The sequence below is a fragment of the Halomonas sp. I5-271120 genome (assembly GCF_030553075.1).
In the GTDB taxonomy this organism is placed as follows: Bacteria; Pseudomonadota; Gammaproteobacteria; order Pseudomonadales; family Halomonadaceae; genus Onishia; species Onishia taeanensis_A.
The window spans coordinates 2211415-2234708 of sequence record NZ_CP130701.1; the positions used below are offsets into that span (position 1 = coordinate 2211415).

The window sequence follows — 23294 nt, forward strand, 5'->3', positions numbered from 1 at the left end:
GAAAGTGAATCAGCGCTTGGCGTCGCGCCGTTACTGGCAGGCCTCGCAGCCCAGCTCATCGATATCGCCGGCCGAGGGCGCGCGCGAACCGCTGCCGCTCTTGCCGCTCAGGAAGTCCTCGATGCCGCGGGCTTCCGGCTTGGCTTCCGGCGCCGGGGCTGCCTCAGGCTTGGGCGACGGCTCGCTGCCGTTGCCGACGGCGTTGAGGTTGCCGCGATCAACGGTGGACTTCTCGACCGAGGTGGCGCCCAGCGCACGCAGGTAGTAGGTGGTCTTGAGACCGCGGAACCAGGCCATGCGATAGGTCACGTCGAGCTTCTTGCCGGACACGCCCTGAATGTAGAGGTTCAGCGACTGTGCCTGGTCGATCCACTTCTGGCGACGCGAGGCGGCTTCCACCAGCCACTTGGGTTCGACCTCGAAGGCGGTGGCGTACTTGGCCTTGAGATCGTCCGGTACGCGGTCGATCGGCTGCACGCTGCCGTCGTAGTACTTGAGGTCGTTGATCATCACCTCGTCCCACAGGTCACGCTCCTTGAGGTCGTTGACCATGTAGGAGTTGACCACTGTGAACTCGCCGGACAGGTTCGATTTCACGAACAGGTTCTGATACGTCGGCTCGATCGACTGCGACACGCCGCAGATGTTGGAGATGGTCGCGGTCGGGGCGATGGCCATGACATTGGAGTTGCGCATGCCCTGATCGGCCAGCTTCTCGCGCAGCTGATCCCAGTTCTGGGTCTGTGAGGTGTCGACCTCGATGTACTTCTCGCCGCGCTCGGCCTTGAGCTTCTCGATGGAATCGATCGGCAGGATGCCCTGGCTCCACAGCGAGCCCTCGTAGCTCTGGTACTGCCCGCGCTCGGCGGCCAGATCCGAGGAAGCCTCGATGGCGTGATAGCTGACCAGCTCCATGGAACGGTCGGCGAAGTCGACGGCTTGCTCGGAGGCGTAGGCGATGCCGTGGGCATACAGGGCGTCCTGGAAGCCCATGATGCCGAGCCCCACCGGGCGGTGCTTGAAGTTCGAGTTCTTGGCCTGCGGCACGGCGTAGTAGTTGATGTCGATGACGTTATCGAGCATCCGAACGGCGGTGCGCACGGTCTTCTTCAGCTTCTCGTCGTCGAGCTCGCCGTCGGTCATGTGCTGCGCGAGGTTGACCGAGCCCAGGTTGCACACCGCGATCTCATCGACGCTGGTGTTCAGGGTGATCTCGGTGCACAGGTTGGAGCTGTGAACCACGCCGGCATGCTGCTGCGGGCTGCGCAGGTTGCAGGGATCCTTGAAGGTGATCCACGGGTGGCCTGTCTCGAACAGCATCGACAGCATCTTGCGCCACAGGTCCTTGGCCTTGACCCGCTTGAAGAGCTTGAGCTGACCGTTACGGGTCATCTCTTCGTATTCCTGGTAGCGCTTCTCGAAGGCCGCGCCGTAGAGGTCGTGCAGGTCCGGGCAGGTGGCCGGCGAGAACAGCGTCCACTCCTGGTCGTCGAAGACCCGCTTCATGAACAGGTCCGGCACCCAGTTGGCGGTGTTCATGTCATGGGTGCGGCGACGGTCGTCACCGGTGTTCTTGCGCAGCTCGAGGAATTCCTCGACGTCCAGGTGCCAGGACTCGAGGTAGGCACAGACCGCGCCCTTGCGCTTGCCGCCCTGGTTGACAGCCACGGCGGTGTCGTTGACCACCTTGAGGAAGGGCACGACGCCCTGAGACTTGCCGTTGGTGCCCTTGATGTAGGAGCCCAGCGCGCGCACCGGCGTCCAGTCGTTGCCAAGGCCGCCGGCCCACTTGGAGAGCATGGCGTTGTCGCGGATCGCGCTGTAGATGCCGTCGAGGTTGTCGGGCACGGTGGTCAGGTAGCAGCTGGAGAGCTGGCTGCGCTGAGTGCCTGAGTTGAACAGAGTCGGCGTGGAGGCCATGTAGTCGAAGCTCGACAGCAGCTCGTAGAACTCGATGGCGCGCGCTTCGCGGTCGTCTTCGTTGAGCGAAAGGCCCATGGCGACGCGCATGAACATCACCTGGGGCAGCTCGTAGCGCACCTCATCGCGGTGAATGAAGTAGCGATCGTAGAGGGTCTGCAGGCCCAGGTAGGTGAAGGCGTTGTCGCGGGTATGGTCGAGCGCCGCGGCCAGGCGCTCCAGGTCGAACTCGGCCAGCGCTTCGTCGAGCTGTTCGAATTCGATGCCTTTCTCGATGTAGGCCTTGAAGGCCGGCGCATAGAGCTCGGCCATGTCGCTGTAGGTGGCTTCCTCGGCCACGCCCAGGAAGGACAGCGCCTCGCGGCGGATGTTGTCCTGCAGCAGGCGAGCGGTGACGTAGGTGTAGCTCGGGTCCTTCTCGACCAGGGTGCGCGCGGTCATGGTCAGCGCCTGGGAGACACCGTCGCTGCTCACCCCGTCATAGAGGTTACGCACCGAGTCGTCGACGATCTTCTGCGGCTCGGTATTGGGTAGATCCGAGCAGGCCTCATAGACCAGGGTCTCGATGCGGCCCAGGTCCAGCGGACGCAAGGTGCCATCGGGCAGGGTCACATTGAGGCTGGGGTGGGGCTTCTGGATATCATCGCCGGCAGCGGCGCGCGCCCGGGCATGCTCCTCGCGATAGAGCACGTAGGCGCGGGCGACCTTTTGCTCGCCGGCGCGCATCAGCGCCAGTTCGACCTGGTCCTGGATATCTTCGATGTGCAGGGTGCCGCCATCCGGCATGCGACGCAGGAAGGCCTCGCAGATGGCGTCTGAGGCCTGGGTGACGAAATCGCGGATGCGCGAGGAGGCCTCGGCGTTGTCGCCTTCCACGGCGATGAACGCCTTGGACATGGCGACGGCGATCTTGCTGGCATCGAAGGGTGCAACATCGCCGTTGCGCTTGATCACCCGCAGTTGCTGTGGGGCGGTCACGTTGACGGACGAGTTGCCGGGGGAAAGCGTAGTATCCATGGCGCCGTGTCTTCCTAGCGGTGATTGATGGATGAGCGGAGCCCAGGACGTTGAACGGATGGTCTGGTCAACGATTATATCTGGGCGAAACCGGGGGCCGCGCTGCTTGGACAGCGTGGTTTGACAGTCGTGCTCTGAATTGCTAGGAGCACACTATCTTGTGTCGTTTCTGATATGCAGCACAAGATAGTGTGCTCGAGAGCTTTCATCAAGTGGATAACCTGTGGGTATCTTGTGCCTGACTTGGGGGTGAGAAAGCGACCGCGTGGAGTCCGCATCCTAGAGCGGTTGATGACTTTTATATCAGGCGCACCTCATAGTCTAATGAGTCTCAATGACAGCCAAAACAGCATCTGCTGGGGTATCATGCAGACTGGTATATGCTATCCAATGACAATTGCAGTAACTGGACGTCAACGAGGAGCGAGCGAGAGCGTGCTAAGCAATGACCACGATCATGTCCTGATCATCGAGGACGACGAGCGACTCGCGGAGCTCACGCGAGACTATCTCGAGGCCAATGGCTTCACTGTGACGGTAGAGGCTGATGGAGCCAAGGGGGTCGAAAAGATCGTCGAATTGCAGCCGGATCTGGTGATCCTCGATCTGATGCTGCCAGGTGAAGACGGCCTGTCGATCTGTCGCCGGGCGCGGCCAGACTACGATGGTCCGATTTTGATGCTGACCGCCCGCACCGATGACATGGATCAGGTGCTGGGGCTGGAGATGGGCGCCGATGACTACGTGCCCAAGCCCGTGCAGCCAAGGGTACTGCTGGCGCGTATGCGGGCACTGATGCGCCGCGCCGATGTCAGCATACCGACCGGCGAAGGGCGGCTGACCTTTAGTAACCTGGAAATCGATAGTGCCACGCGCGAGGCCTGGCTCGAGGGCGAGCGCATCGATCTGACCAGCGCCGAGTTCGATTTGCTGTGGCTGTTGGCCAGCAATGCCGGCCGGGTGCTGACCCGGGAGGAGATCTTCTCGCAGCTGCGCGGCATTAAGTATGACGGCCAGGATCGTTCCATTGACGTTAGAGTGTCGCGCATTCGGCCCAAGGTCGGGGACGACCCCAACCAACCACACCGCATCAAGACCGTCCGCAGCAAGGGTTACCTGTTCGTCAAGGATAGTTGATGGTGCTTTCTCGCCTGTTGCCACGGCCACTGGCCGACAGCGCCTTCCTTCGGGTCTATGTATGGTTGGCGCTGGCACTGGTGCTGACCTTTGTTCTTGCCCTGTCGACCTTTGCCCTGGTCGACAAGGTCCGCCATGATCACTACCGCGAGCAGCTGGCAGAAGCCCCGATGACGTTGCTTTCGCTCCAGCTGGCTGCTCTGCCGCTGTCTCGCCGTGATGCCTGGCTGGCCCGCAAGAGCGAGCAGCTGTCGATGACGTTGAGCCTGCATGATCGTCGCAATTACCCGCTCAACTTCTTTCAGCGCACCAGCCTCGAAAGTGGCCGTACCCTGGTGGATGAGGTCGATGAGGCCGAGGGCCAAGGCTGGAAACTGTTTCGCCAACTGCCTGGTGAGACCTGGATGCTGCGTGCCGAGCTCAAGAGTCTCTCTGAACAGCAGTTGCTGGGCCTTGCTCGCCAGCTCGGGGAGTGGCTGGCCGAGGTCGACGGCGAGGCGCGTCTCGAGCGTCTCGAGCGCCTCAAGAGCCCGGTGATCCAGGCGCAACTTACCGATACTCCACCCGAAGACCTACCCCCAACCCAGATTGCCCGCCTGCGCGATACCGAGGTGGTCATTCAACTGCTGCCCCAGCGCTGGGCGATGACGCTGTATCTGCGCCTGCCCGCGGCTGGCGGCGGTATCCAGTGGGTCGAGGTAGGGCCGCTGGCGGCTTTCGAGCCGATGTCCCTGTCGCTGTCCCTGTCGCTGCTGGTCGCCATGCTGGGCGTGCTGGCCGGTATTATCTACATGATCGTGAGGGGCGTGGAGTCTCGAATGGCGCGCCTCGAACAGGCCGCCACCCGTATCGCCTGTGGCCATCTGAACACCCGGGTCAAGGTCGAGAGTGGCGACTTCCTGGGCCGGGTCGGCATGGCGTTCAACGGCATGGCGTCCCAGGTGCAGGCGCTGCTGCGGGCGCAGCAGGAAATGATTCGTGCGGTGTCGCATGAACTGCGCACCCCGGTGGCGCGCATTCGTTTCGCCGTGCAGATGGTCGAGGACATGACCGACAGCGGGCCCGTGCGGCGCCAGCTTTCCGGCATCGACGGCGACATCGAGGAGCTCGACGGCCTGATCGACGAGATCCTGACCTATGCCAAGCTGGGCAATGACCACGCCCAGGGTGTGCTGCAGGAGGCCGAGCTGGTCGACTGCCGGGATCTTGCCGATAACGTGGTCGAGGCACTCGCGCCGCTGCATGCCAAACTCTCGCTGCAGGTGATGCCCGGGCCGCCTGTCGAGGTGGTGGCAGACCCGCGTTATCTACAGCGCGCGCTGCAGAACCTGGTCGCCAACGCCTGTCGGCATGCCTCTAGCCAAGTCAGGTTGACCCTGAGTGACGACGGTCAGGTGGCGCGGTTGGACGTCGAGGATGACGGACCGGGCGTGCCGGTCGCCGAGCGCGAGGAGATCTTCAAGCCCTTCGCCCGGCTCGACGACAGCCGTACCCGGCGCTCCGGTGGCTATGGCCTGGGTCTGTCGATCGTCCACAAGGTGATGCTCTGGCACGGTGGCAGCGTGATGGTCGACGATAGTTCTCGTCTCGGCGGCGCGCGCTTCAGCCTGTTGCTGCCCCTCAAGCAGGCCGGCGTCACGCCGGCTTGATGCCCTCCAGCACCGCGAACGAGGTCTCGCGCGCGGTGCGCAGAAAGTCCTCCATCCAGGGGGCATCGCGGCTGTCCTCGCGGATGGCCGCGAACAGCGTGCTCCACATGCCCTGTTCGCCCAGCGCCACGCCGCGCACATAGTCCCGCTCCAGGTATTCCGTCAGCGCCCAACTGGGTAGCGCACAGACGCCGCGTCCACTGGCCACCAGCTGCATCATCATGATGGTCAGCTCGGCGGTGCGTATTTCCTGGGGGCGGACCCCGGCCGGATCGAGAAACTGAGTGAAGACATCCAGCCGCGCGTGCTCCACCGGATAGGTGATCAGGGTCTCGTCGGCCAGCTCATCGGGTCCGATCCAGGCCTTGCCGGCCAGGCGGTGCTGTTTGGCCACTGCCAGTAACCCCTCGTAGCGAAACAGCGGCTCGTAGTGCACTCCGGGCAGCGGCTGAGGGTCGGCGGTGATCACCAGGTCGAGCTGTTCCCGGGCCAGCGCCGGCAGCGGGTCGAAGTTGTGGCCGCTGGGGATATCGACCTCGACCTCGGGCCAGTGATCGCGGAAATAGTCGATGGTGGGCATCAGCCACTGGAAGCAGCTGTGGCATTCGATGGCCATGTGCAGCCGGCCTCGTTCGTCGCCAGCGAGCCTCGCCAGGTCCCGTTCGGCCATGCGCACCTCGGGCAGGATCTGTTCGGCCAGCGCCAGCAGGCGCTGGCCGGCGCGGGTGAACTCCACCGGCCGGGTCTTGCGCAGGAACAGCGAGTTGCCCAGGCGCTCCTCGAGATCCTTGAGCTGATGGGACAGGGCGGACTGGGTCAGGTGGACGCGCTCGGCGGCTTCCACCAGCGAGCCGGCATCACGCAGGGCAATCAGGGTACGGAGGTGACGGAGTTCCAGCATGTGGGTGAGCGCTTTTCATGTTGTAGATTAGATAATTTAGTTTGATTCACTCTCGGCGGCCAGCGAAACTGCCTCCATCGCTTATGGCGAATTCATTGCCAAGTGTATCTCTTAATTACGCAAAGGAATAACCATGACGCTGGCTCACATTCTCGGCTATCCGCGCATCGGTGCCGATCGCGAACTGAAGAAAGCCACCGAAGCCTACTGGAAGGGCGACATCGATCAGGCGGCGCTGGAAGCCGAGGGCCGCGCGCTGCGCGCTCGCCACTGGCAAGATCAACAGGCCGCCGGTCTCGACCTCATCACCGTTGGCGACTTCGCCTTCTACGATCAAGTGCTCAACGTCTCGGCGTTGCTCGGTGCGGTGCCCAAGCGCTTCAGCGAGCAAGACGACTCGGCTTCGGCCGACCTGGACACCTATTTTCGCATGGCCCGCGGCCGCGCCCCCAGCGGCACGCCGGCCGCCGCCTGCGAGATGACCAAATACTTCGATACCAACTATCACTATCTGGTCCCGGAGCTGCACGAGGGCCAGACCTTCCGGCTCTCAAGCGAACGCCTATTCGACGAGGTCGAGGAGGCCAAGGCCGCCGGGCATCGGGTCAAGGTTACCTTGACCGGCCCGCTGACCTGGCTGTGGCTCGGCAAGGAGAAGGGCGGTCGCGAAGACTTCTCGCGCCTCGAGCTGCTGGAGGCCGTTCTGCCCGTCTATGGTCAGGTGCTGTCGCGTCTCGCCGACCTGGGGGTGGAATGGGTGCAGCTGGATGAGCCCGCGCTGGTCCAGGATCTGCCCCAGGAGTGGAAAGAGGCCTATGAGGCCGCCTATAACCAGCTCGCCAGTGCCCCGGTCAAACTGCTGCTGGCGACCTACTTCGGCGCCCTGGGCGACAATCTGCGCCTGGCGGCGGGGCTGCCGGTGGATGGCCTGCATATCGATACCGTGCGCGCGCCCGAGCAGCTCACCACGGTGCTCGACAATCTGCCGAGCTACAAGGTGCTGTCGGTCGGCGCCATCGACGGTCGTAACATCTGGCGTGCTGATCTCGCCCTGCTGCGTGAGCGGCTCGGCGAAGCACGGCTTCGCCTCGGCGAACGGCTGTGGCTGGCGCCGAGTTGTTCATTGCTGCACGTGCCGGTGGATCTTGCCCGGGAGGCCGGCGAGGGCGCGACCCTGGACCCGGAGCTGCGCGGTTGGCTGGCCTTTGCCCGCCAGAAGCTCGACGAGGTGGTGAGTCTTTCGCGCCTGGTGGACCAGCGTGCGACCGAGCAGGACCGGGTGCGGCTGGCAGAGGCCAGCGAGGCCCTGGAGGCCCGGCGCGCCTCGACGCGCATCCACCGCCCGGACGTTTCCGCGCGCCTCGCCGCCACCACGGCCTCCGATGCCGAGCGGGCCAGCGCCTACCCGGAACGGGCGCCTCAGCAGGCACGGCGCCTGCAACTGCCGCTATTTCCTACCACCACCATCGGGTCCTTCCCGCAGACTGGCGACATTCGCGCTACGCGGCGTGCCTTCAAGGCCGGTGAGATCACTCGCGAGGCCTATGAAGCCCGCATGCGCGAGGAAATCGCTCACGTCGTCGACCGCCAGGCGTCGCTGGGCCTGGATGTGCCGGTGCACGGTGAGGCCGAGCGCAACGATATGGTCGAGTACTTCGGTGAGCAGCTCGACGGCGTGGCCTTCTCGCGCTTCGGCTGGGTGCAGAGCTATGGGTCGCGCTGCGTCAAGCCGCCAGTGATCTTCGGCGACATCACTCGTCCGACGGCGATGACGGTGCGCTGGAGCGAATATGCCCAGTCGCTCACCGACAAGCCGATGAAGGGCATGCTGACCGGGCCGGTAACCATCCTGCAGTGGTCCTTCGTGCGCGACGACCAGCCGCGGGCCACCACCTGCCGGCAGATCGCGCTGGCGCTGCGTGACGAGGTCACGGATCTGGAAGCCGCCGGCATTGCCGTGATCCAGATCGACGAGCCGGCGCTGCGCGAGGGGCTGCCGCTGCGCCAGGGCGACTGGCAGGGCTATCTCGACTGGGCGGTGAATGCCTTCAAGCTTTCGGCGGCCGGGGTGCGTGACGAGACCCAGATCCACACCCACATGTGTTACTCGGAGTTCAACGACATCATCGGCGCAATCGCTGCGCTGGATGCCGACGTCATCACCATCGAAACCTCGCGTTCGGACATGGAGCTGCTGGATGCCTTCCAGGAGTTCGCTTATCCCAACGAGATCGGGCCGGGGGTCTATGATATCCACACCCCGAACATTCCCGAGGTCAACTGGATGGTCGCGCTGATGGAGAAAGCGCTCGACAGGATTCCTGCCGAGCGGCTTTGGGTGAACCCGGACTGCGGCCTCAAGACCCGCGGCTGGGCCGAGGTCGAACCGGCACTCACCCACATGGTCGAGGCGGCCCGGGTGCTGCGCCGCCGCCACGGCTAAGACGCGATGGCAGGCAAAACCCCTTCAGGGGCCGGCGCCAAGGGCGCTGGCCCCTGTTATGCTTGGGCACATCAGGCACTCTCGCCGACCAGGATTCTTCAATCGGCCAGGATTCTTCCACCGACAAGGAGGTTGCATGCCCCTGTTGTCTCGTACGGCGTCTTGCGGCGCCGCCGTCTCTGCCCACCCTTCAACCGACAGCGTATCGTCACCCCTGCGGGTGGCCGCGCTCGGCCTGAGCGTGCTGCTGGCGGGCTGTGCCGGTGCTCCCCAGCCCGATAGTTCGGCCCCTATCGTCAGTGATGTCAGCACCCCCGCCGACGTCGATAAGCAGGATTCAACCAAAGCACCGCTCATGCCGTCGGCCTTCTTCGCCGGCGAGGCCGAGCGCTTCGAGGCCTGGCGCTGCACGCCCGCTCAGGATCTGGTCACGGCGTTTCCGCAAGGCGAGCTGCGGCTGTGGTCGGCCTACGATGCCTATCGGCTGACGCCAGCGGTGGTTGCGTCCGGTAGTCGCTACGTGAAGAACGACCTGAGCTTTTGGGAGAAGGGCGGCGAGGCGATGGTCGAGAGTGATCGTGGGCGGCTCGAATGCCAGCGGGATCAGACCCGGGCGGCATTGACTCGCGCCCAGCGTCCCGGGGTGATGTTCCATGGCCGTGGCAATGAGCCTGGCTGGACGGTGCGTCTGGATCACGATGCGCCGCACCTGTCGCTGATGCTCGACAACGGCGAGCGCGAGATCGAGTCGCCATACCGGGTTACCTCGCTGGACAACGAGCGGGGCCGGGTGACGCTGGCCAGCGGTCGCGCCGACACGCCCTTTAACCTGGAGCTCGAGGCGCGGGCCTGCTTCGACAGCATGAGCGGCGAGCCCTTCCCGGTGCGGGTGACGCTCGATGTCGATGGCAAGACCTATCGCGGCTGCGGTCAGGGTATCGCGCCCTGATACGCCTTCAGCCTCGGTTTATCGGGGCTTCTTTCTATTTTATCGCATGGAAGGCGCGTATTTTTGCGCTTTTCATGTCATGGCATGCACCTAAAATAGGATTCATTAATCAACACCTATTTTTCCAAGGAGATGTCCATGACCGCGCCGTCCACCAAGGTACTTGTCGTAACGTCTTCCATTCTCGGCGAGAACAGCCAGTCTCGCGCGCTGACCGGCCATCTCATAAAAGGCCTCGAGGGGCGCGATGACGTCACGGTCACCGAACGTGACCTGATCAAGGACGAGCTTCCGCACCTGGACATCAATGAGCTGTCCAGCTGGGGTGTGGATCCCGCCGAGCGCAGCGACCAGCAGGCGGGGCTCGCTGAGCGCTCCGACTCGCTGATCCAGGAGATGCTCGATCACGACGTGCTGGTACTGGCGGCACCGCTCTATAACCTGGGCATACCGTCACAGCTCAAGGCATGGTTCGACCGCATTCTGCGTGCCGGCCAGACCTTCCGCTACACCGAAAGCGGCCCACAGGGTCTGGTCGAGGGCAAGCGTGCCCTGGTGCTGACCACTCGTGGCGGTCAGTATGCCGGCACCGAGATGGATTCCCAGACCCCGCATATCAAGTCGATGCTTGGTCTGATGGGCATCTCTGACGTCGATATGGTGTTCGCCGAGGGTCTGGCGATGGGCGACAAGCACGCCGCCGAGACCATGAAAGAGGCGCGTCAGGCTATCGACGGCTACCTCGAGCGCCTGTAAAGGCTCGTCCAGAGGCGCATTGAGTCGCCTCGAAGGGCCAGCGATATATTGGCGATACAACAGCACGGCCCCGGATACCGGGGCCGTGCTGTTTGTGTGAGAGGCCATCGCGGTGAGCCTGGGGCGTCGCCAGCGATGCCAGCAGCGGTTTCAGCCACCCCTCAACAGCTTCGCGCCTCGACTGTCAGACGCTGGGACACGTAGTCACCCAAGCATAGGGTCCCCTGGTTGAGGGCGCGGCGGGCCAGCTGACCGAGCGCCTCCCGGGTGCCGCGAATGGAGTCCATTCCAGACACCTCGCAGCGAGTCTGTGGATAGCCTGTGAGGGGGCTGTGAATAGCATGTTGAGGAAAGAGGGCGCTCAGCGCGCCCAGGGCGGGGCTGCCGCCAGCACGCGGGCCTGTACCGGGCAGTCGTCCCGGTGGGCGCCGGGCAGGTAGCCGGTGCTCATCAGAAACTCATTGACGATCTCCGGGCCGGTGAAGCGGAAAGTGCGCTTGAAGAGCTTCACCCAGTCGCCGTGAGGCCGTGGGTGGTGAGCTTCGAGCCAGCCATGGAAGCTGCCGTGTTCCTGCCTGAGTTGCTGGACCACCCGGGCATTGTGGATGGCGGCATCGACCTTCAGGCGATTGCGAATGATGCGGGCATCGCTCAAGAGCCGCGCTTTGTCATCGTCATCGAAGGCCGCGACCCGATCGACGTCGAAGCCCCGGAAGGCCTCGAAGAAGGCCTCGCGCTTCTTGAGCACGGTCAGCCATGAAAGCCCGGCCTGGTTGATCTCAAGCACCAGCCGCTCGAACAGAGTGGCGTCGTCTTCGACCGGAAAGCCGTAATCGTGGTCATGGTAGGGGCCGTGGAACGGATGCCCGGGCGCCAGGTCGCAATAGTCAGCCAAGGGTGCTCCTCTTCGTACGTAAACTCGTGGTCCTGCGGCTCGACTCCATGAGCCTGTCGTCGCGTCAGGGGCGCCATCGTCTTATGATACGCACCTTAATGATCCTCGCGATCAGTGTTCGTTCCACGCATCATGGCATTGCGTGTTTCCTTCTTTAACGCACTCGTTCATTCACTCATCCATCCATTCGTTCATGCATTATCAGGAGAGGTACCGATGCAATATCTTCACACCATGGTCCGGGTCAGCGACCTTGATGCTTCCCTGCATTTCTACTGCGACCTGCTCGGCCTCACCGAGATCAGCCGCAAGGACAGCGAGAAGGGCCGCTTCACGCTGGTGTTCCTGGCCGCCCCGGGCGATGAGACCCGCGCTCATGAGGATCGTGCGCCGATGATCGAGCTGACCCACAACTGGGACCCGGAGGAATATACCGGCGGGCGAAACTTCGGCCATCTGGCCTATCGTGTCGATGACATCTATGCCCTGTGCGAGCACCTGCAGGCGGGCGGCGTCACCATCAATCGTCCGCCCCGCGACGGCCACATGGCGTTCGTGAAGAGCCCCGATGGCATCTCCGTCGAGCTCCTGCAGGCCGGCGATGCGCTGGCGCCGAAGGAGCCCTGGGCATCGATGGAAAACACCGGCAGCTGGTAAGGTCGCGACCGGCCTGGTTGTCCTCAGTCAGGGCGCATGGCCATGCGCCCACTGCCAAGGAAGATCAGCGCCAGGCTGCCGGCAAGGAAGAGCCCCTGCAGCTCCAGCGCCCAGCCACCGCTGCCGCTCAGTTCAAACAGCTCACCGGTGTGCACCAGTACGAAAGCCACCAGCATGTTGCCGGTCATCAGCAGACCGGCCAAGCGGGTCTGCCAGCCGACGATGGCCATCACCGGGGCGACGATCTCACCGATCAGTACGCCATAGGCCAGGAAGCGCGGCAGCCCGTAGCCATCGAGCAGGCCGCTGATCCAGCTCATGGTTTCAGGGTGGGTCAGCTTGGCGAAGCCGTGCAGCAGGATCAGGCCGCCGACGGCGATGCGCAGGATCAGCTTGCCGAGGGCGTCGTTATGCAGGGCTTGCAGCATGATGTCTCTCCTTGTGGTGTGTCGGTCGTTCCTTGCGAGTCGTGCTTTTGCATCGCGCGCTCGGATTCGTTCAGATGGCGCCTTGCGAGGCAGTCGCGACCAGTATACAAGAGTCCCTGTGACGCGACCGCGACGGTCGCACAATGTAATACGACTCGTTAATCAACGACTCGGCGAACGACTAAAAAGGAGCCAGGATGCGCAAGGGATGGTTGATGGCAGTCGTGCTGGCAGGACTGCTGGCGGGCTGCAGCAGTGCCCCCGCACCGACTTACGATCAGGGCAGTGCGGAGACGACCGCTGCTTCACCGGTGGTAGGGCCGCGCTGGAATCTGCTGCTGCTGGGAACCAGTGAGCGCTGGACGCACCCCGACACCCCCTATTTCGAAGTGGTGCGCCAGGGCGGCCAGCTGCGCCTGGTGGGCAGCAATGGCTGCAACCGCATCAGCGGTGCGCTGAGCCTTGAGAGCGGCAATCGCTTCAGCGTCGAAAATCTCGCCTCGACGCGAATGGCGTGCGCCAACGGTAACGATGCGCAGCGAGTCGACGCTATGCTTAACGGCGCCTACCGTTACCTGATCGACCATGACCGATTGGTGCTGTTTGGCCGCGATAGCCGAGTGCTGGGCGGCTTCAAGCGCGCCAACTGACAGTGACGACCTGACAGCACGGCGCCATGCGATCTCCTGTCAGGTGATCGGACACGACAACGCCGCCCTAGGGGCGGCGTTGTCGTTGGTGAGGGTGTCACCGTAAGGCCTAAGTCCCGACCGGCACCGGGGCCGATTGTTCAGCCACGGCCCCGGGTGGCATCAAGCACTCAAAGCGCGGCGATCTTGTCGCGCTGCTCGGCGAGCAGGGCGCGGGCGGCCTTGAAGTCGGCCAGCTTGTCGCGCTCCTTCTGCACCACGGCTTCAGGGGCCTTGGCGGTGAAGCTCTCGTTGCCGAGCTTCTTCTCGGTGCCGAGGATCAGCTTGTCCTGCTTCTCGATCTCCTTACTGAGCCGCGCGAGCTCCACGTCCTTGTCGATCAGGTCGGCCATCGGTACCAGCACTTCCATCTCGCCGACCAGCTGAGTGGCGCATAGCGGGGCGGTGGCCGGGTCGTCGAGCCAGGTCACGCTTTCGAGCTTGGCGAGCTTGGCAAGGAAGGGCCGGTTGGCCTCCAGACGCTCCCGGTCGAAGGCGGAGCCCTTGGTCAGCAGCACCTCGAGGGCCTTGCCCGGCGCGATATTCATCTCGGCGCGGATGTTGCGCACGGCGACGATCACACCCTTCAGCCACTCGATATCGCGAGTCGCCTGCTCGTCGATCTTCGCCTGCTCGGCCTGTGGCCAGGGCTGGGTCATGATCGAGGGCGAGGCAGCGGTGTCGATGCCGGCCAGCGGGGCGACCCTTTGCCAGATCTCCTCGGAGATGTAGGGCATCATCGGGTGCGCCAGGCGCAGGATGGCTTCCAGGACCCGCACCAGGGTGCGGCGGGTGCCGCGCTTGGCGGCATCACTGGCGGCTTCGTCCCACATTACCGGCTTGGAGAGTTCCAGGTACCAGTCGCAGTACTCGTTCCAGACGAAGTCGTAGAGCGCCTGGGAGGCGTGGTCGAAGCGGAACTCCTCCAGCGCCTTGGTGACCTGGGCTTCGGTCTGCTGCAGACGCGAGATGATGAAGCGGTCGGCCAGCGACAGCTCGATCTCGGCGTGAGGGTCGAGCCCCGTGTCCTGGTCCTCGGCGTTCATCAGCACGTAGCGCGAGGCGTTCCACAGCTTGTTGCAGAAGTTGCGATAGCCATCCAGGCGGCCCATGTCGAACTTGATGTCGCGACCGGTGGTGGCCTGTGACAGGAAGGTGAAGCGCAGCGCGTCGGTGCCGTGGGGCTCGATGCCTTCACTGAACTCGTCGCGGGTGGCCTTGGCGATCGCCTTGGCCTTCTGCGGCTGCATCATGTTGCCGGTGCGCTTCTCGACCAGATCGTCGAGGCTGATGCCGTCGATCAGGTCGATGGGGTCGAGCACGTTGCCCTTGGACTTGGACATCTTCTGGCCCTGGGCATCTCGCACCAGGCCGTGGACGTAGACCTTTTGGAAGGGCACCTCGCCGGTGAACTTGAGCGTCATCATGATCATCCGGGCGACCCAGAAGAAGATGATGTCAAAGCCGGTGACCAATACGCTCGACGGGTGGAAGGTCGCCAGTTCCGGCGTTTGCTCGGGCCAGCCGAGGGTGCCGAAGGTCCACAGCCCGGAGCTGAACCAGGTGTCCAGCACGTCCTCGTCCTGGGTAAGGCTCAGGTCGGCGGAAAGGCCATGCTTTTCGCGCACCTCGGCTTCGGTGCGACCGACGTAGACGCGGCCGTCTGCGTCGTACCAGGCCGGAATGCGGTGGCCCCACCACAGCTGGCGAGAGATGCACCAGTCCTGCAGGTCGCGCATCCAGGCGAAGTACATGTTCTCGTAGTTCTTGGGCACGAACTCGATGTCGCCATTCTCGACGGCGGCGATGGCTGGCTTGGCCAACTCCTCGACGGCGACGAACCACTGATCGGTGAGCAGCGGCTCGATGACATCGCCCGAGCGGTCGCCGTAGGGCAGGGTGTTGGTAACGGCCTCGACCTTCTCGAGCAGACCTGCGGCGTCCATGTCGGCGACCAGCGCCTCGCGGGCCTTGAAGCGGTCGAGTCCGGCGTAGGCGGCCGGCAGGCTGGCGTCTTCGTCAGGCTGCGGGCGGCCCTGCAGGTCGAAGATCTCGGCGCGATCGCGGATCTTGGCGTCCTGGGTCATCACGTTGATCAGCAGATGTCCCTGGCGCTTGCCGACCTCGTAGTCGTTGAAGTCATGGGCCGGGGTGATCTTCACGCAGCCCGAGCCCTTGTCTATGTCGGCGTGCTCGTCGGCGACGATGGGGATACGCCGGCCCACCAGCGGAAGCGTAATGAACTTGCCGACCAGCGAGGCGAAACGCGGGTCCTTGGGGTTGACCGCCACGCCGGTGTCGCCGAGCAGGGTCTCGGGGCGGGTGGTGGCAACGATCAGGTGGTCGCGGCCGTCATCGGTGGTCACGCCGTCGGCGAGCGGGTAGCGGAAGTGCCAGAACTGGCCCTGCTGCTCGCGGTTCTCGACCTCGAGATCCGAGATCGCGGTGTGCAGGGTCGGATCCCAGTTGACCAGCCGCTTGCCGCGGTACACCAGGTCCTCTTCATAGAGGCGCACGAAGACTTCCTGGACCGCCTTGTAGAAGCCGTCGTCCATGGTGAAGCGCTCGCGGCTCCAGTCGACGCTGGCGCCCATGCGGCGCAGCTGGCGGGTGATGTGGCCGCCGGACTCCTGCTTCCACTCCCAGATCTTGTTGGTGAAGTCTTCGCGGCCCAGGTCGTGACGGGTCTGACCGGTCTCGGCGGCAAGCTTGCGCTCGACCAGCATCTGCGTGGCGATGCCGGCGTGATCGGTGCCTACCTGCCACAGGGTGTTGTTGCCCTGCATGCGCCGCCAGCGGACCAGGGTGTCCATGATTGTGTCCTGGAAGGCGTGCCCCATGTGCAGGCTGCCGGTCACGTTGGGCGGCGGAATCATGATCGAGAAGGGCTGACCCTCACCGGAGGGCGCGAAGCGGTTGTCGGCTTCCCAGCGCTGATACCAGCGGGTTTCGATCTGTTCGGGTTGGTAGGTCTTGTCCATTGCAAACTCTGCCTGAAGAAGTGCTGCCTGAAATGAGGAGCGACGCCGGACCGATTTCGATCGGCGTGGAAAGCGCGAAAAATGGGCACGATTATAGCCTGCCGGGCCTCTCGCGTCATGACCGTCGGCGGGTCAAGCTGCGTGCCGCTGCGACTTCAGTGCAGTGCGACCTCAGTGCCAAATACGTGCGGTCACGCCTCGGCGGCCGGCTTGGTGTGTACGGGCGCTGTCAGCTGCCCTGGGCAGGCAGGTGGTGGGGGGTAACCGGATAGCCGCGCTGCTTGTAGGTGCGCCAGCACTCGCGCTTGGCGGTGAGCACATCCTGGTGCTGGTTGATGATCTCGGCGACCCGGGAAAAACGCGAGAACCACTCGGGAATCTCCGGGTGCAGGTTGAGCATCGCCATGTCCGGGTCCATTTCCCGGGACGGGTCCGGCGGGCCCTGCCAGCCGATGGTCACCGGCACTGTGGCCGCCATCTCGCTGCCAATCAGCGCATGGGGCAGGTAGCTCTCGGGCTTGAAGGTCCACAGCCGCTCGTCGATGAGCTTGGCCATGGCTTCGTCCTCGGCGTGCAGGTGCAGTCGGAAGCCCTTGCGATGAATGGTCTCGGCGAGCCGGCAGGCGAAGCCGAGCCGGGCATCGAGGGTGGTGTCGGGGAGGATGTAGAAATCGATCTGGGTCATGAGACTCCGTCTAAAACGGACTGCGCTTGGCCATACGGCGTTAAAAATCGGCTCGCACGCGAGCTCGGTCAAGATACTCATTTAACAACCTGTAAACTCCGCCTTTGACTCGCGACATCCCTGTCGCTCGCTCGGTGAGCAGCCGAGCTGTCCAAATCGGCTGTCCTGCCGATTTGTCGCCGATTTTTGCCTTGTCAGGCCTTCGCTCGTCGGCATTTTATCTCGGAGTCTTGGGAGGTAAAGGAGCTGCCTGGGCGGCGAGGCGGGCGCGGGGTCAGGGCAGAGTGAGGGTCTTTTGCCATGGATGGCAAAAGTAGCGCCCAGGGACGGGTTTACCGCGCCCTCACGGAGCTCTCACCGGGTCCTGCCGCCGGACAGACCTCCACCCTCAATCGGCACCTGGGCCTCGAGAGGGTGGTGGCTGAGGCTCAAGCCAGGCGGGTCATCCAGCCGCGCGTATCTTCGCGACGACCGTATTGCAGGTCGAGCAGCTGGCTGCGCAGGCGCTTGGCGATCGGGTTGCCGTTGTCGCCGGCCAGACGGATGGTGTCGTCCTCGGTAACCAGCTCGCCCACCGGGGTGATTACCGCGGCGGTGCCGCAGGCGAAGACCTCGGTGATCTCGCCGGAGGCCGCGCCCTCGCGCCACTCGTCGATACTGATGGCACGCTCTTGCGGGGTCAGGCCCTCGTCGGCGGCCATCTCGAGGATGGAGTCGCGGGTCACGCCCTCGAGGATGGTGTCGGTGAGGCGCGGCGTGACGATGCGACCGTCCTTGTAGACGAAGAACAGGTTCATGCCGCCGAGCTCTTCGATCCACTTGTTCTCGATGGCGTCGAGGAAGGCTACCTGGCTGCACTCATGGCTGGCGGCTTCCTTCTGGGCGGCCAGCGAGGCGGCATAGTTGCCGCCGCACTTGGCAAAGCCGGTACCGCCGGGGGCGGCGCGCTTGTAGTGCGAGGACAGCCAGATCGACACCGGCGCCACGCCGCCCTTGAAGTAGGCGGCCGCCGGCGAGGCGATCACGTAGTAGTCGACCTCCTTGGAGGGGCGAACGCCGAGGAAGCTTTCGCTGGCGATCATGAAGGGCCGCAGGTAGAGGCTTGATTCCTCGCCCTCATGGGCCGGCGTTGGCACCCAGTCGCTGTCCAGCGCTAGCAGGGCCTTCAGCGAGCCGATGAAGGTCTCGTCGTCGAGCTCCGGCAGCGCCAGGCGGCGCGCACTGCGACGGAAGCGCTCGGCGTTCTTCTCCGGGCGGAAGGTCCACACCGAGCCGTCGGCATGGCGGTAGGCCTTGATGCCTTCGAAAATTTCCTGGGCGTAGTGCAGCACGGCGGCGGCCGGGTCCAGGGTCAGCGGGCCGTAGGGGCGCACTTCATTGCCGTGCCAGCCTGCGCTTTCTGTCCAGCGCACGTGGGCCATGTGGTCGGAGAAGTACTGACCGAACCCGGGGCTCTCGAGGATGGTGTCGCGGATCTGAGGGGCCGTGGGGTGGGCAGTCGGCCGAACGTCGAAGCCTGAAGGGGTCACAGGAGGGTCTCCATAGCAGCAGTAGGCACGCGGGGCCTGATCGTGTTCGAGGAACGGGGTTCCATGACATAAGGCAGCGGGCCGGGAGATCCCGGCCCGCGATGCCTAAACGCTAGCACGCCGCTTGGGCGATGCGAAGCCTCAGTCGTTGCTGGCGATGGCCTCGACCAGTTCGGTCTCGCGGTCGAGCAGGTACTGAGTCAGCAGGCCCACCGGGCGGCCGCTGGCCCCTTTCTGCTTGCCGGAATCCCAGGCGGTGCCGGCGATGTCCAGATGCGCCCAGGGGTACTTGTCCGCGAAGCGCGACAGGAAGCAGCCGGCGGTGATGGTGCCCGCCGGACGACCGCCGATGTTGGCCAGGTCGGCGAAGTTGGAATCGAGCTGCTCCTGATACTCGTCCCACAGCGGCAGGTGCCAGGCCCGGTCCCAGGCGGTCTCACCGGCGTCGAGCACGTCCAGGGCCAGGTCGTCGTCGTTGGACAGCAGGCCGGTGGCGTGGTGGCCAAGCCCGATGATCACGGCACCGGTCAGGGTGGCGATATCGAGCACGCTGGCCGGTTCGAAGCGCTCGGCGTAGGTGAGCGCGTCGCACAGCACCAGACGGCCTTCGGCGTCGGTGTTAAGCACCTCGACCGTCAGCCCCTTCATGGTCTTGACGATGTCGCCGGGCTTGGTGGCACGGCCGTCGGGCATGTTCTCGGCGGAGGCGACGATTGCCACCAGGTTGATCTTGGGCTTGATGGCAAGCGTCGACTTGACGGTGCCAAACACGCTGGCCGCGCCGCACATGTCGAACTTCATCTCGTCCATGCCGGCACCGGGCTTCAGCGAAATGCCACCGGAATCGAAGGTGATGCCCTTGCCGACCAGCACATGGGGGGCCTCGTCCGGATCGTCGGCGCCCTGATACTTCATCACGATCAGCCGTGAGGGTTCTGCGCTGCCGCGACCCACCGAAAGCAGCGAGTGGGCGCCGAGGGCTTCCAGGGCCTCTTCGTCGAGAATCTCGGTGACAAGCGCGCCCTTGGAGTCAGCGGCCAGCTGCTCGGCCTGCCCGGCGAGATAGCGCGGCGTGCAGATATTGCCCGGCAGGTTGCCCAGGGTGCGGGTATAGTTCATGCCTTCGCCGATGGCGGCGCCGATACGAGCACCTTCCTTGGCCTTGGCCGCGTCGTCGCTTTCGCTGACCAGCAGGGTCACCTGCTCGAGGCGCGGCGCCGGGGCGGGGGAAGACTTGAACTCGGTGAAGCGGTAGACGCTGCGGCTGGCGGCCTCACTGATCATGCGCGCCTTCCACTGGGTATCGCGGTCCGGCACCGGCACATCGGTCAGGGCGACACTGGCTTCACTGGCCGGCAGCTCGGCCAGCGCCGCGAAGGTGGCGTCCAGCGCCTTGCGGAAGCTGCCTTCGTTGCACTTGTCGCGCTCACCGAGGCCTACCAGCAGCAGCCGGTCGGCATTGAGGCCGGGAGCGAAGGGAATCATCTGCACCTTGCCAAGATCGGCGCTGAAGTCGCCGCGCTCGATCAGCTGGCCGATCAGGCGCTCGCTGGCATCGTTGAGCTTGGCGGCCGCCGGCAGCAGGTCGCCGTCCTTGAATACGGGGAGGGCGAGGCAGGCCGTTTCGACCTTGGCCGGGTTGGCCGTCTGAACAGGGAATTCCATGGCGTCTCCACAAGACAAGCGAAGGGGGATTCTGGATAATGCCGGCACGGCAGGGTGTGCCGTGCCCGATATCCCAGTGTACGCAATGCAGTGGCGCATTGCATGGGGCGCGACACCAGGCACCCCGCCACGCTGAACGGGAAGCCGGCACCAGCACAGGGCAAGTATCGCCAGTCGATGCGGCCTGCCGGGAGACACGGGAGACCGTCTTGATCATTTTTCGTTACCTGACCCGCGAGATCCTGCAGACCATGGCCGCAGTGGCCGGGGTGCTGCTGCTGGTGATCATGGGCAGTCGCTTCATCCGCTATTTCACCAATGCCGCTGACGGCGAGATTCCGGTCAGCATCCTCGGCACCCTGATGATGTATCACCTGCCGGGTTTCCTTGAGCTGATCCTGCCGCTGGCCTTCTTCCTTGGTATTCTGTTGGCCTATGGGCAGCTCTATCTCAACAGCGAGATCACCGTGCTGGTGGCCTGCGGAATGAGCCCCAACCGCCTGCTGAAGATTAGCCTGCTGCCGGCCGCCCTGGTGGCGGTGATGGTGGGTGTGTGTAGCCTGTGGCTGACGCCGGCCGGCGCCGATCACAACGAGACGCTGATCGAAGAACAGAAGAGCCGGCTCGACTTCGGCGCCCTGGCACCGGGGCGCTTTCAGGACTTCGGCAATGGACGTACCGCCTATACCGAGTCCTTCAATCAGGACCAGACCCGTATGCAGGAGGTGTTCATCAGCGAGCGTCAGCGGCGCAGTGACGGCACGCCCAGCAACGTGGTGACGCGAGCGGCCGAGGGCTATCAGACCCGCGACGAGGAAACCGACAGTCGCTTCCTGGTCCTCAGTGACGGTCTGCGCTATAGCGTTGATCCCGGCAATCCGGTGGCCGAACGGCTGGCCTTCGAGACCTATGCGGTGCGCCTGTCGCCGGATCGGGCGCCGCGCGCCGCTGACGACCCCGAGCTCGCCAGCACGCCTGAGTTGCTTGAGCGCGGCACGCCACCCGCCATGGCGCAGCTGCAGTGGCGGCTGTCGATGCCGCTGATGGTGCTGGTGCTGACCCTGATCGCCCAACCGCTGTCGAAGGTCAATCCGCGTCAGGGTCGCTTCGGCAAGCTGCTGCCGGCGATCTTCTTGCATATCGCCTATCTGAGCCTGTTGCTCACCGCCAAGGACGCCATCGCCCAGGGCAGCCTGCCGATGACCGTGGGCATGTGGCCGATTCATCTGACATTCCTGATCGTTGGCCTATGGTTGCTGCGTCGCTCGCGGCTGGCGGGGGTGAGCTGATGCTGCTCGATCGTCTCGACCGTTACATCGCCCGCAACGTGCTGGCGGCAATCCTCGTGGTGCAGGTGGTGCTGCTGGGCCTCGACCTGGTCATCACCTACATCAATGATCTGGGCGACGTCGAAGGCGGATATAGCGCTTTCGACGTGCTGATCTACCTGATCATGCGGCTGCCCTATCGCTTCTATCAGTATGCGCCGGTGGGGGTGCTGATCGGCTCACTGATCGGACTTGGCAGCATGGCCACCAGCAATGAGCTGACCGTGATGCGCGCCGCCGGGCGCTCGCTGACCCGCATTCTTTGGGGGGTGATGAAGCCGGTGATCCTGATCGTGCTGATCCTGTTGGTGATCGCCGAGTTCGTCAGCCCCCGCACCGAGCAGTTCGCCAATGCCTGGCGCCTTGAGCAGGCGCAAGGCGAGGGCGCCCTGGTCACCGAACGGGGCGGCTGGCAGCGTGAAGGCGATAGCGTCTATCGCTTTGGCGCCATCCGCTCCGATGACACCGTGCTCGACCTGACGCGCTATCGCTTTGACAACCGCGAGCTGGTGGCGGCGACGCATGCCTCCCAGGCCGTCTGGGAAGAGGATCACTGGGTACTCAAGAATGTCGATATCACCCGCTTCTTCGAGGATCGCACCGAGGTCGAGCGCCATGCGCGTCTGCAGTGGCAGACCGACCTGACGCCCGAGCAGCTCAACCGCCTGCTGCGCGATGTCGATAGCCAGGCGCCCAGCGAGCTGTGGGCCTACGCCCGCTATCTCGAAAGCCAGGGCCAGCAGGCCACCCAGCCGCTGCTGTACTTCTGGCAGAAGCTGCTGCTGCCGCTGACGCTTGGCTCACTGGTGCTGATCGCCGCCTCGTTCGTGTTCGGCCCGCTGCGTAGCGTGGCCGCGGGAACGCGCGTTTTCTACGGGGTCATCACCGGGCTCTCCTTCAAGTATCTGCAGGACCTGCTGGCGCCGGCCTCCACGGTGTTCGGCTTCTCCCCGGTCTGGGCGGTGCTGGGGCCGACGCTGGTGTGTGCGGTGCTGGGGCTCTATATGCTGCGACGCAGCGGCTAGGCGAACAGTCCCGGCGTCTCGGTTGTCGCTTTTTCTGTTGTCCTCGTGCCAGGAGTGCCCATGCGCAAGCGCTTTGCCGACCTCGACCAGACTTGGCCTGCGGGCCTTGGCCGCCGCCTCGGGGCGATGATCTATGATGCGCTGATTCTGATGGCGATCTGGATGCTGCTGGGCTTCGTGGCCGTGGCCATGAACGGCGGCGAAGCCAACACCTCGCCGCTGTTCCACAGCGTGCTGTTCGTGGCCACCTTCGCCTTCTTCGCCTTCTTCTGGATGCGCGGCGGCATGACGCTCGGTATGCAGGCCTGGCGGCTGCGCGTCGAGACGCCGGAAGGCCTCTCGCTGACGCTGCCTCAGTGCCTGATGCGCTTTCTGGTTGCGGGCCTATCGTTCGCGGCACTTGGCCTGGGGTACTGGTGGGTGCTCATCGACGGCGAACGACGCGGCTGGTCGGATATCGCCTCGGGCTCGCGGGTGGTGGTGGTGCCGAAGTCTGGAAAGAATAAACCCGGCAAGAATAAATCCGGCAAGAATAAGCCTGGTAAAAACGAGCCCGGCAAGCAGGCCTAGCGGCCTTACCAGCGGGCGCTCAGACAACGCTCTGGAAGGCCTCTGAGCAGGTCATCGATTTCGTGGCTGG

The 23294-nt window shown here is 64.3% G+C and carries 19 protein-coding genes; 10 read left to right on the top strand and 9 right to left on the bottom strand.

The window, feature by feature from the left end:
• Positions 1–30 precede the first annotated feature (30 nt).
• Positions 31–2937, bottom strand: a complete 2907-nt coding sequence (locus Q2K57_RS09900; protein ID WP_112055068.1) for a ribonucleoside-diphosphate reductase subunit alpha — start codon at positions 2935–2937, stop codon at positions 31–33.
• Between the two features lie 390 nt (positions 2938–3327).
• Here Q2K57_RS09900 and Q2K57_RS09905 point away from each other — a divergent pair, with 390 nt between their 5' ends.
• Together Q2K57_RS09905 and Q2K57_RS09910 are read left to right on the top strand one after the other, a co-directional pair.
• Complete coding sequence (locus tag Q2K57_RS09905; protein ID WP_112055069.1) at positions 3328–4074, top strand: response regulator; 747 nt, start codon at positions 3328–3330, stop codon at positions 4072–4074.
• Positions 4074–5723, top strand: a complete 1650-nt coding sequence (locus tag Q2K57_RS09910) for an ATP-binding protein (protein WP_304524955.1) — start codon at positions 4074–4076, stop codon at positions 5721–5723. The genes Q2K57_RS09905 and Q2K57_RS09910 overlap by 1 nt, the downstream gene beginning before the upstream one ends.
• Here the strand turns inward: Q2K57_RS09910 and Q2K57_RS09915 are convergent.
• Entirely contained in the window at positions 5710–6624 is a 915-nt protein-coding gene (locus Q2K57_RS09915; protein ID WP_112055071.1) for a LysR family transcriptional regulator, read from the bottom strand. The genes Q2K57_RS09910 and Q2K57_RS09915 overlap by 14 nt on opposite strands.
• Positions 6625–6757: 133 nt before the next feature.
• On the opposite strand from Q2K57_RS09915, the gene metE reads away from it, so the two are divergent.
• The 3 genes from metE to Q2K57_RS09930 all read left to right on the top strand — a co-directional run bounded on the left by metE (position 6758) and on the right by Q2K57_RS09930 (position 10772).
• A complete protein-coding gene (gene metE, locus Q2K57_RS09920) occupies positions 6758–9067 on the top strand; it encodes a 5-methyltetrahydropteroyltriglutamate--homocysteine S-methyltransferase (protein WP_112055072.1) in 2310 nt (769 codons plus the stop codon).
• Between the two features lie 136 nt (positions 9068–9203).
• Positions 9204–10016 (top strand): MliC family protein, encoded by an 813-nt coding sequence (locus Q2K57_RS09925; RefSeq protein ID WP_112055073.1) that lies wholly within the window; start codon positions 9204–9206, stop codon positions 10014–10016.
• Positions 10017–10154: 138 nt separating this feature from the next.
• Complete coding sequence (locus Q2K57_RS09930) at positions 10155–10772, top strand: FMN-dependent NADH-azoreductase (protein ID WP_112055074.1); 618 nt, start codon at positions 10155–10157, stop codon at positions 10770–10772.
• 161 nt (positions 10773–10933) lie between these two features.
• Here Q2K57_RS09930 and Q2K57_RS09935 read toward each other — a convergent pair whose 3' ends face one another.
• The gene (locus Q2K57_RS09935) at positions 10934–11059 is read right to left on the bottom strand and encodes a hypothetical protein (RefSeq protein ID WP_258396297.1); all 126 of its coding nucleotides are present in this window, start codon (positions 11057–11059) and stop codon (positions 10934–10936) included.
• Positions 11060–11133: 74 nt separating this feature from the next.
• Complete coding sequence (locus tag Q2K57_RS09940; RefSeq protein WP_112055075.1) at positions 11134–11667, bottom strand: DNA-3-methyladenine glycosylase I; 534 nt, start codon at positions 11665–11667, stop codon at positions 11134–11136.
• A 216-nt stretch (positions 11668–11883) separates the two neighbouring features.
• On the opposite strand from Q2K57_RS09940, the gene gloA reads away from it, so the two are divergent.
• Entirely contained in the window at positions 11884–12324 is a 441-nt protein-coding gene (gene gloA, locus Q2K57_RS09945) for a lactoylglutathione lyase (protein WP_112055076.1), read from the top strand.
• A gap of 23 nt (positions 12325–12347) precedes the next feature.
• On the opposite strand, the gene Q2K57_RS09950 is transcribed toward gloA, so the two are convergent.
• Positions 12348–12752, bottom strand: a complete 405-nt coding sequence (locus tag Q2K57_RS09950; RefSeq protein WP_112055077.1) for a DoxX family protein — start codon at positions 12750–12752, stop codon at positions 12348–12350.
• Positions 12753–12949: 197 nt separating this feature from the next.
• Here Q2K57_RS09950 and Q2K57_RS09955 point away from each other — a divergent pair, with 197 nt between their 5' ends.
• Positions 12950–13402 carry an META domain-containing protein gene (locus Q2K57_RS09955; RefSeq protein ID WP_112055078.1) on the top strand — a complete coding sequence of 151 codons (453 nt, stop codon included), beginning with the start codon at positions 12950–12952 and terminating at the stop codon, positions 13400–13402.
• 170 nt (positions 13403–13572) lie between these two features.
• Here Q2K57_RS09955 and Q2K57_RS09960 read toward each other — a convergent pair whose 3' ends face one another.
• From Q2K57_RS09960 to Q2K57_RS09975, 4 genes are all read right to left on the bottom strand, one after another.
• Complete coding sequence (locus tag Q2K57_RS09960; RefSeq protein WP_112055079.1) at positions 13573–16422, bottom strand: valine--tRNA ligase; 2850 nt, start codon at positions 16420–16422, stop codon at positions 13573–13575.
• A gap of 229 nt (positions 16423–16651) precedes the next feature.
• Positions 16652–17107: a DNA polymerase III subunit chi gene (locus Q2K57_RS09965; RefSeq protein WP_112055080.1), complete on the bottom strand. Its 456-nt coding sequence runs from the start codon at positions 17105–17107 to the stop codon at positions 16652–16654.
• 428 nt (positions 17108–17535) lie between these two features.
• A complete protein-coding gene (locus Q2K57_RS09970; protein WP_112055081.1) occupies positions 17536–18636 on the bottom strand; it encodes a branched-chain amino acid aminotransferase in 1101 nt (366 codons plus the stop codon).
• Positions 18637–18777: 141 nt separating this feature from the next.
• Positions 18778–20301, bottom strand: a complete 1524-nt coding sequence (locus Q2K57_RS09975; RefSeq protein WP_304524956.1) for a leucyl aminopeptidase — start codon at positions 20299–20301, stop codon at positions 18778–18780.
• A gap of 209 nt (positions 20302–20510) precedes the next feature.
• Between Q2K57_RS09975 and lptF the strand changes: the two genes are divergently transcribed.
• From lptF to Q2K57_RS09990, 3 genes are read left to right on the top strand one after another with little or no spacing between them, the layout of a single operon-like run.
• Entirely contained in the window at positions 20511–21590 is a 1080-nt protein-coding gene (gene lptF, locus Q2K57_RS09980) for an LPS export ABC transporter permease LptF (RefSeq protein ID WP_304524957.1), read from the top strand.
• Positions 21590–22654 (top strand): LPS export ABC transporter permease LptG, encoded by a 1065-nt coding sequence (gene lptG, locus Q2K57_RS09985; protein WP_304524958.1) that lies wholly within the window; start codon positions 21590–21592, stop codon positions 22652–22654. The genes lptF and lptG overlap by 1 nt, the downstream gene beginning before the upstream one ends.
• A gap of 60 nt (positions 22655–22714) precedes the next feature.
• Entirely contained in the window at positions 22715–23224 is a 510-nt protein-coding gene (locus tag Q2K57_RS09990; RefSeq protein ID WP_304524959.1) for an RDD family protein, read from the top strand.
• The last annotated feature ends 70 nt before the right edge of the window (positions 23225–23294 follow it).

Excerpts from the sequence above, each read along its gene's own strand:
- Q2K57_RS09900 (WP_112055068.1), bottom strand. The coding sequence starts at position 2,937 with ATGGATACTACGCTTTCCCCCGGCAACTCGTCCGTCAACGTGACCGCC.
- Q2K57_RS09905 (WP_112055069.1), top strand. The coding sequence starts at position 3,328 with ATGACAATTGCAGTAACTGGACGTCAACGAGGAGCGAGCGAGAGCGTG.
- Q2K57_RS09910 (WP_304524955.1), top strand. The coding sequence starts at position 4,074 with ATGGTGCTTTCTCGCCTGTTGCCACGGCCACTGGCCGACAGCGCCTTC.
- Q2K57_RS09915 (WP_112055071.1), bottom strand. The coding sequence starts at position 6,624 with ATGCTGGAACTCCGTCACCTCCGTACCCTGATTGCCCTGCGTGATGCC.
- metE (WP_112055072.1), top strand. The coding sequence starts at position 6,758 with ATGACGCTGGCTCACATTCTCGGCTATCCGCGCATCGGTGCCGATCGC.
- Q2K57_RS09925 (WP_112055073.1), top strand. The coding sequence starts at position 9,204 with ATGCCCCTGTTGTCTCGTACGGCGTCTTGCGGCGCCGCCGTCTCTGCC.
- Q2K57_RS09930 (WP_112055074.1), top strand. The coding sequence starts at position 10,155 with ATGACCGCGCCGTCCACCAAGGTACTTGTCGTAACGTCTTCCATTCTC.
- Q2K57_RS09935 (WP_258396297.1), bottom strand. The coding sequence starts at position 11,059 with ATGGACTCCATTCGCGGCACCCGGGAGGCGCTCGGTCAGCTGGCCCGC.
- gloA (WP_112055076.1), top strand. The coding sequence starts at position 11,884 with ATGCAATATCTTCACACCATGGTCCGGGTCAGCGACCTTGATGCTTCC.
- Q2K57_RS09950 (WP_112055077.1), bottom strand. The coding sequence starts at position 12,752 with ATGCTGCAAGCCCTGCATAACGACGCCCTCGGCAAGCTGATCCTGCGC.
- Q2K57_RS09955 (WP_112055078.1), top strand. The coding sequence starts at position 12,950 with ATGCGCAAGGGATGGTTGATGGCAGTCGTGCTGGCAGGACTGCTGGCG.
- Q2K57_RS09960 (WP_112055079.1), bottom strand. The coding sequence starts at position 16,422 with ATGGACAAGACCTACCAACCCGAACAGATCGAAACCCGCTGGTATCAG.
- Q2K57_RS09965 (WP_112055080.1), bottom strand. The coding sequence starts at position 17,107 with ATGACCCAGATCGATTTCTACATCCTCCCCGACACCACCCTCGATGCC.
- Q2K57_RS09975 (WP_304524956.1), bottom strand. The coding sequence starts at position 20,301 with ATGGAATTCCCTGTTCAGACGGCCAACCCGGCCAAGGTCGAAACGGCC.
- lptG (WP_304524958.1), top strand. The coding sequence starts at position 21,590 with ATGCTGCTCGATCGTCTCGACCGTTACATCGCCCGCAACGTGCTGGCG.
- Q2K57_RS09990 (WP_304524959.1), top strand. The coding sequence starts at position 22,715 with ATGCGCAAGCGCTTTGCCGACCTCGACCAGACTTGGCCTGCGGGCCTT.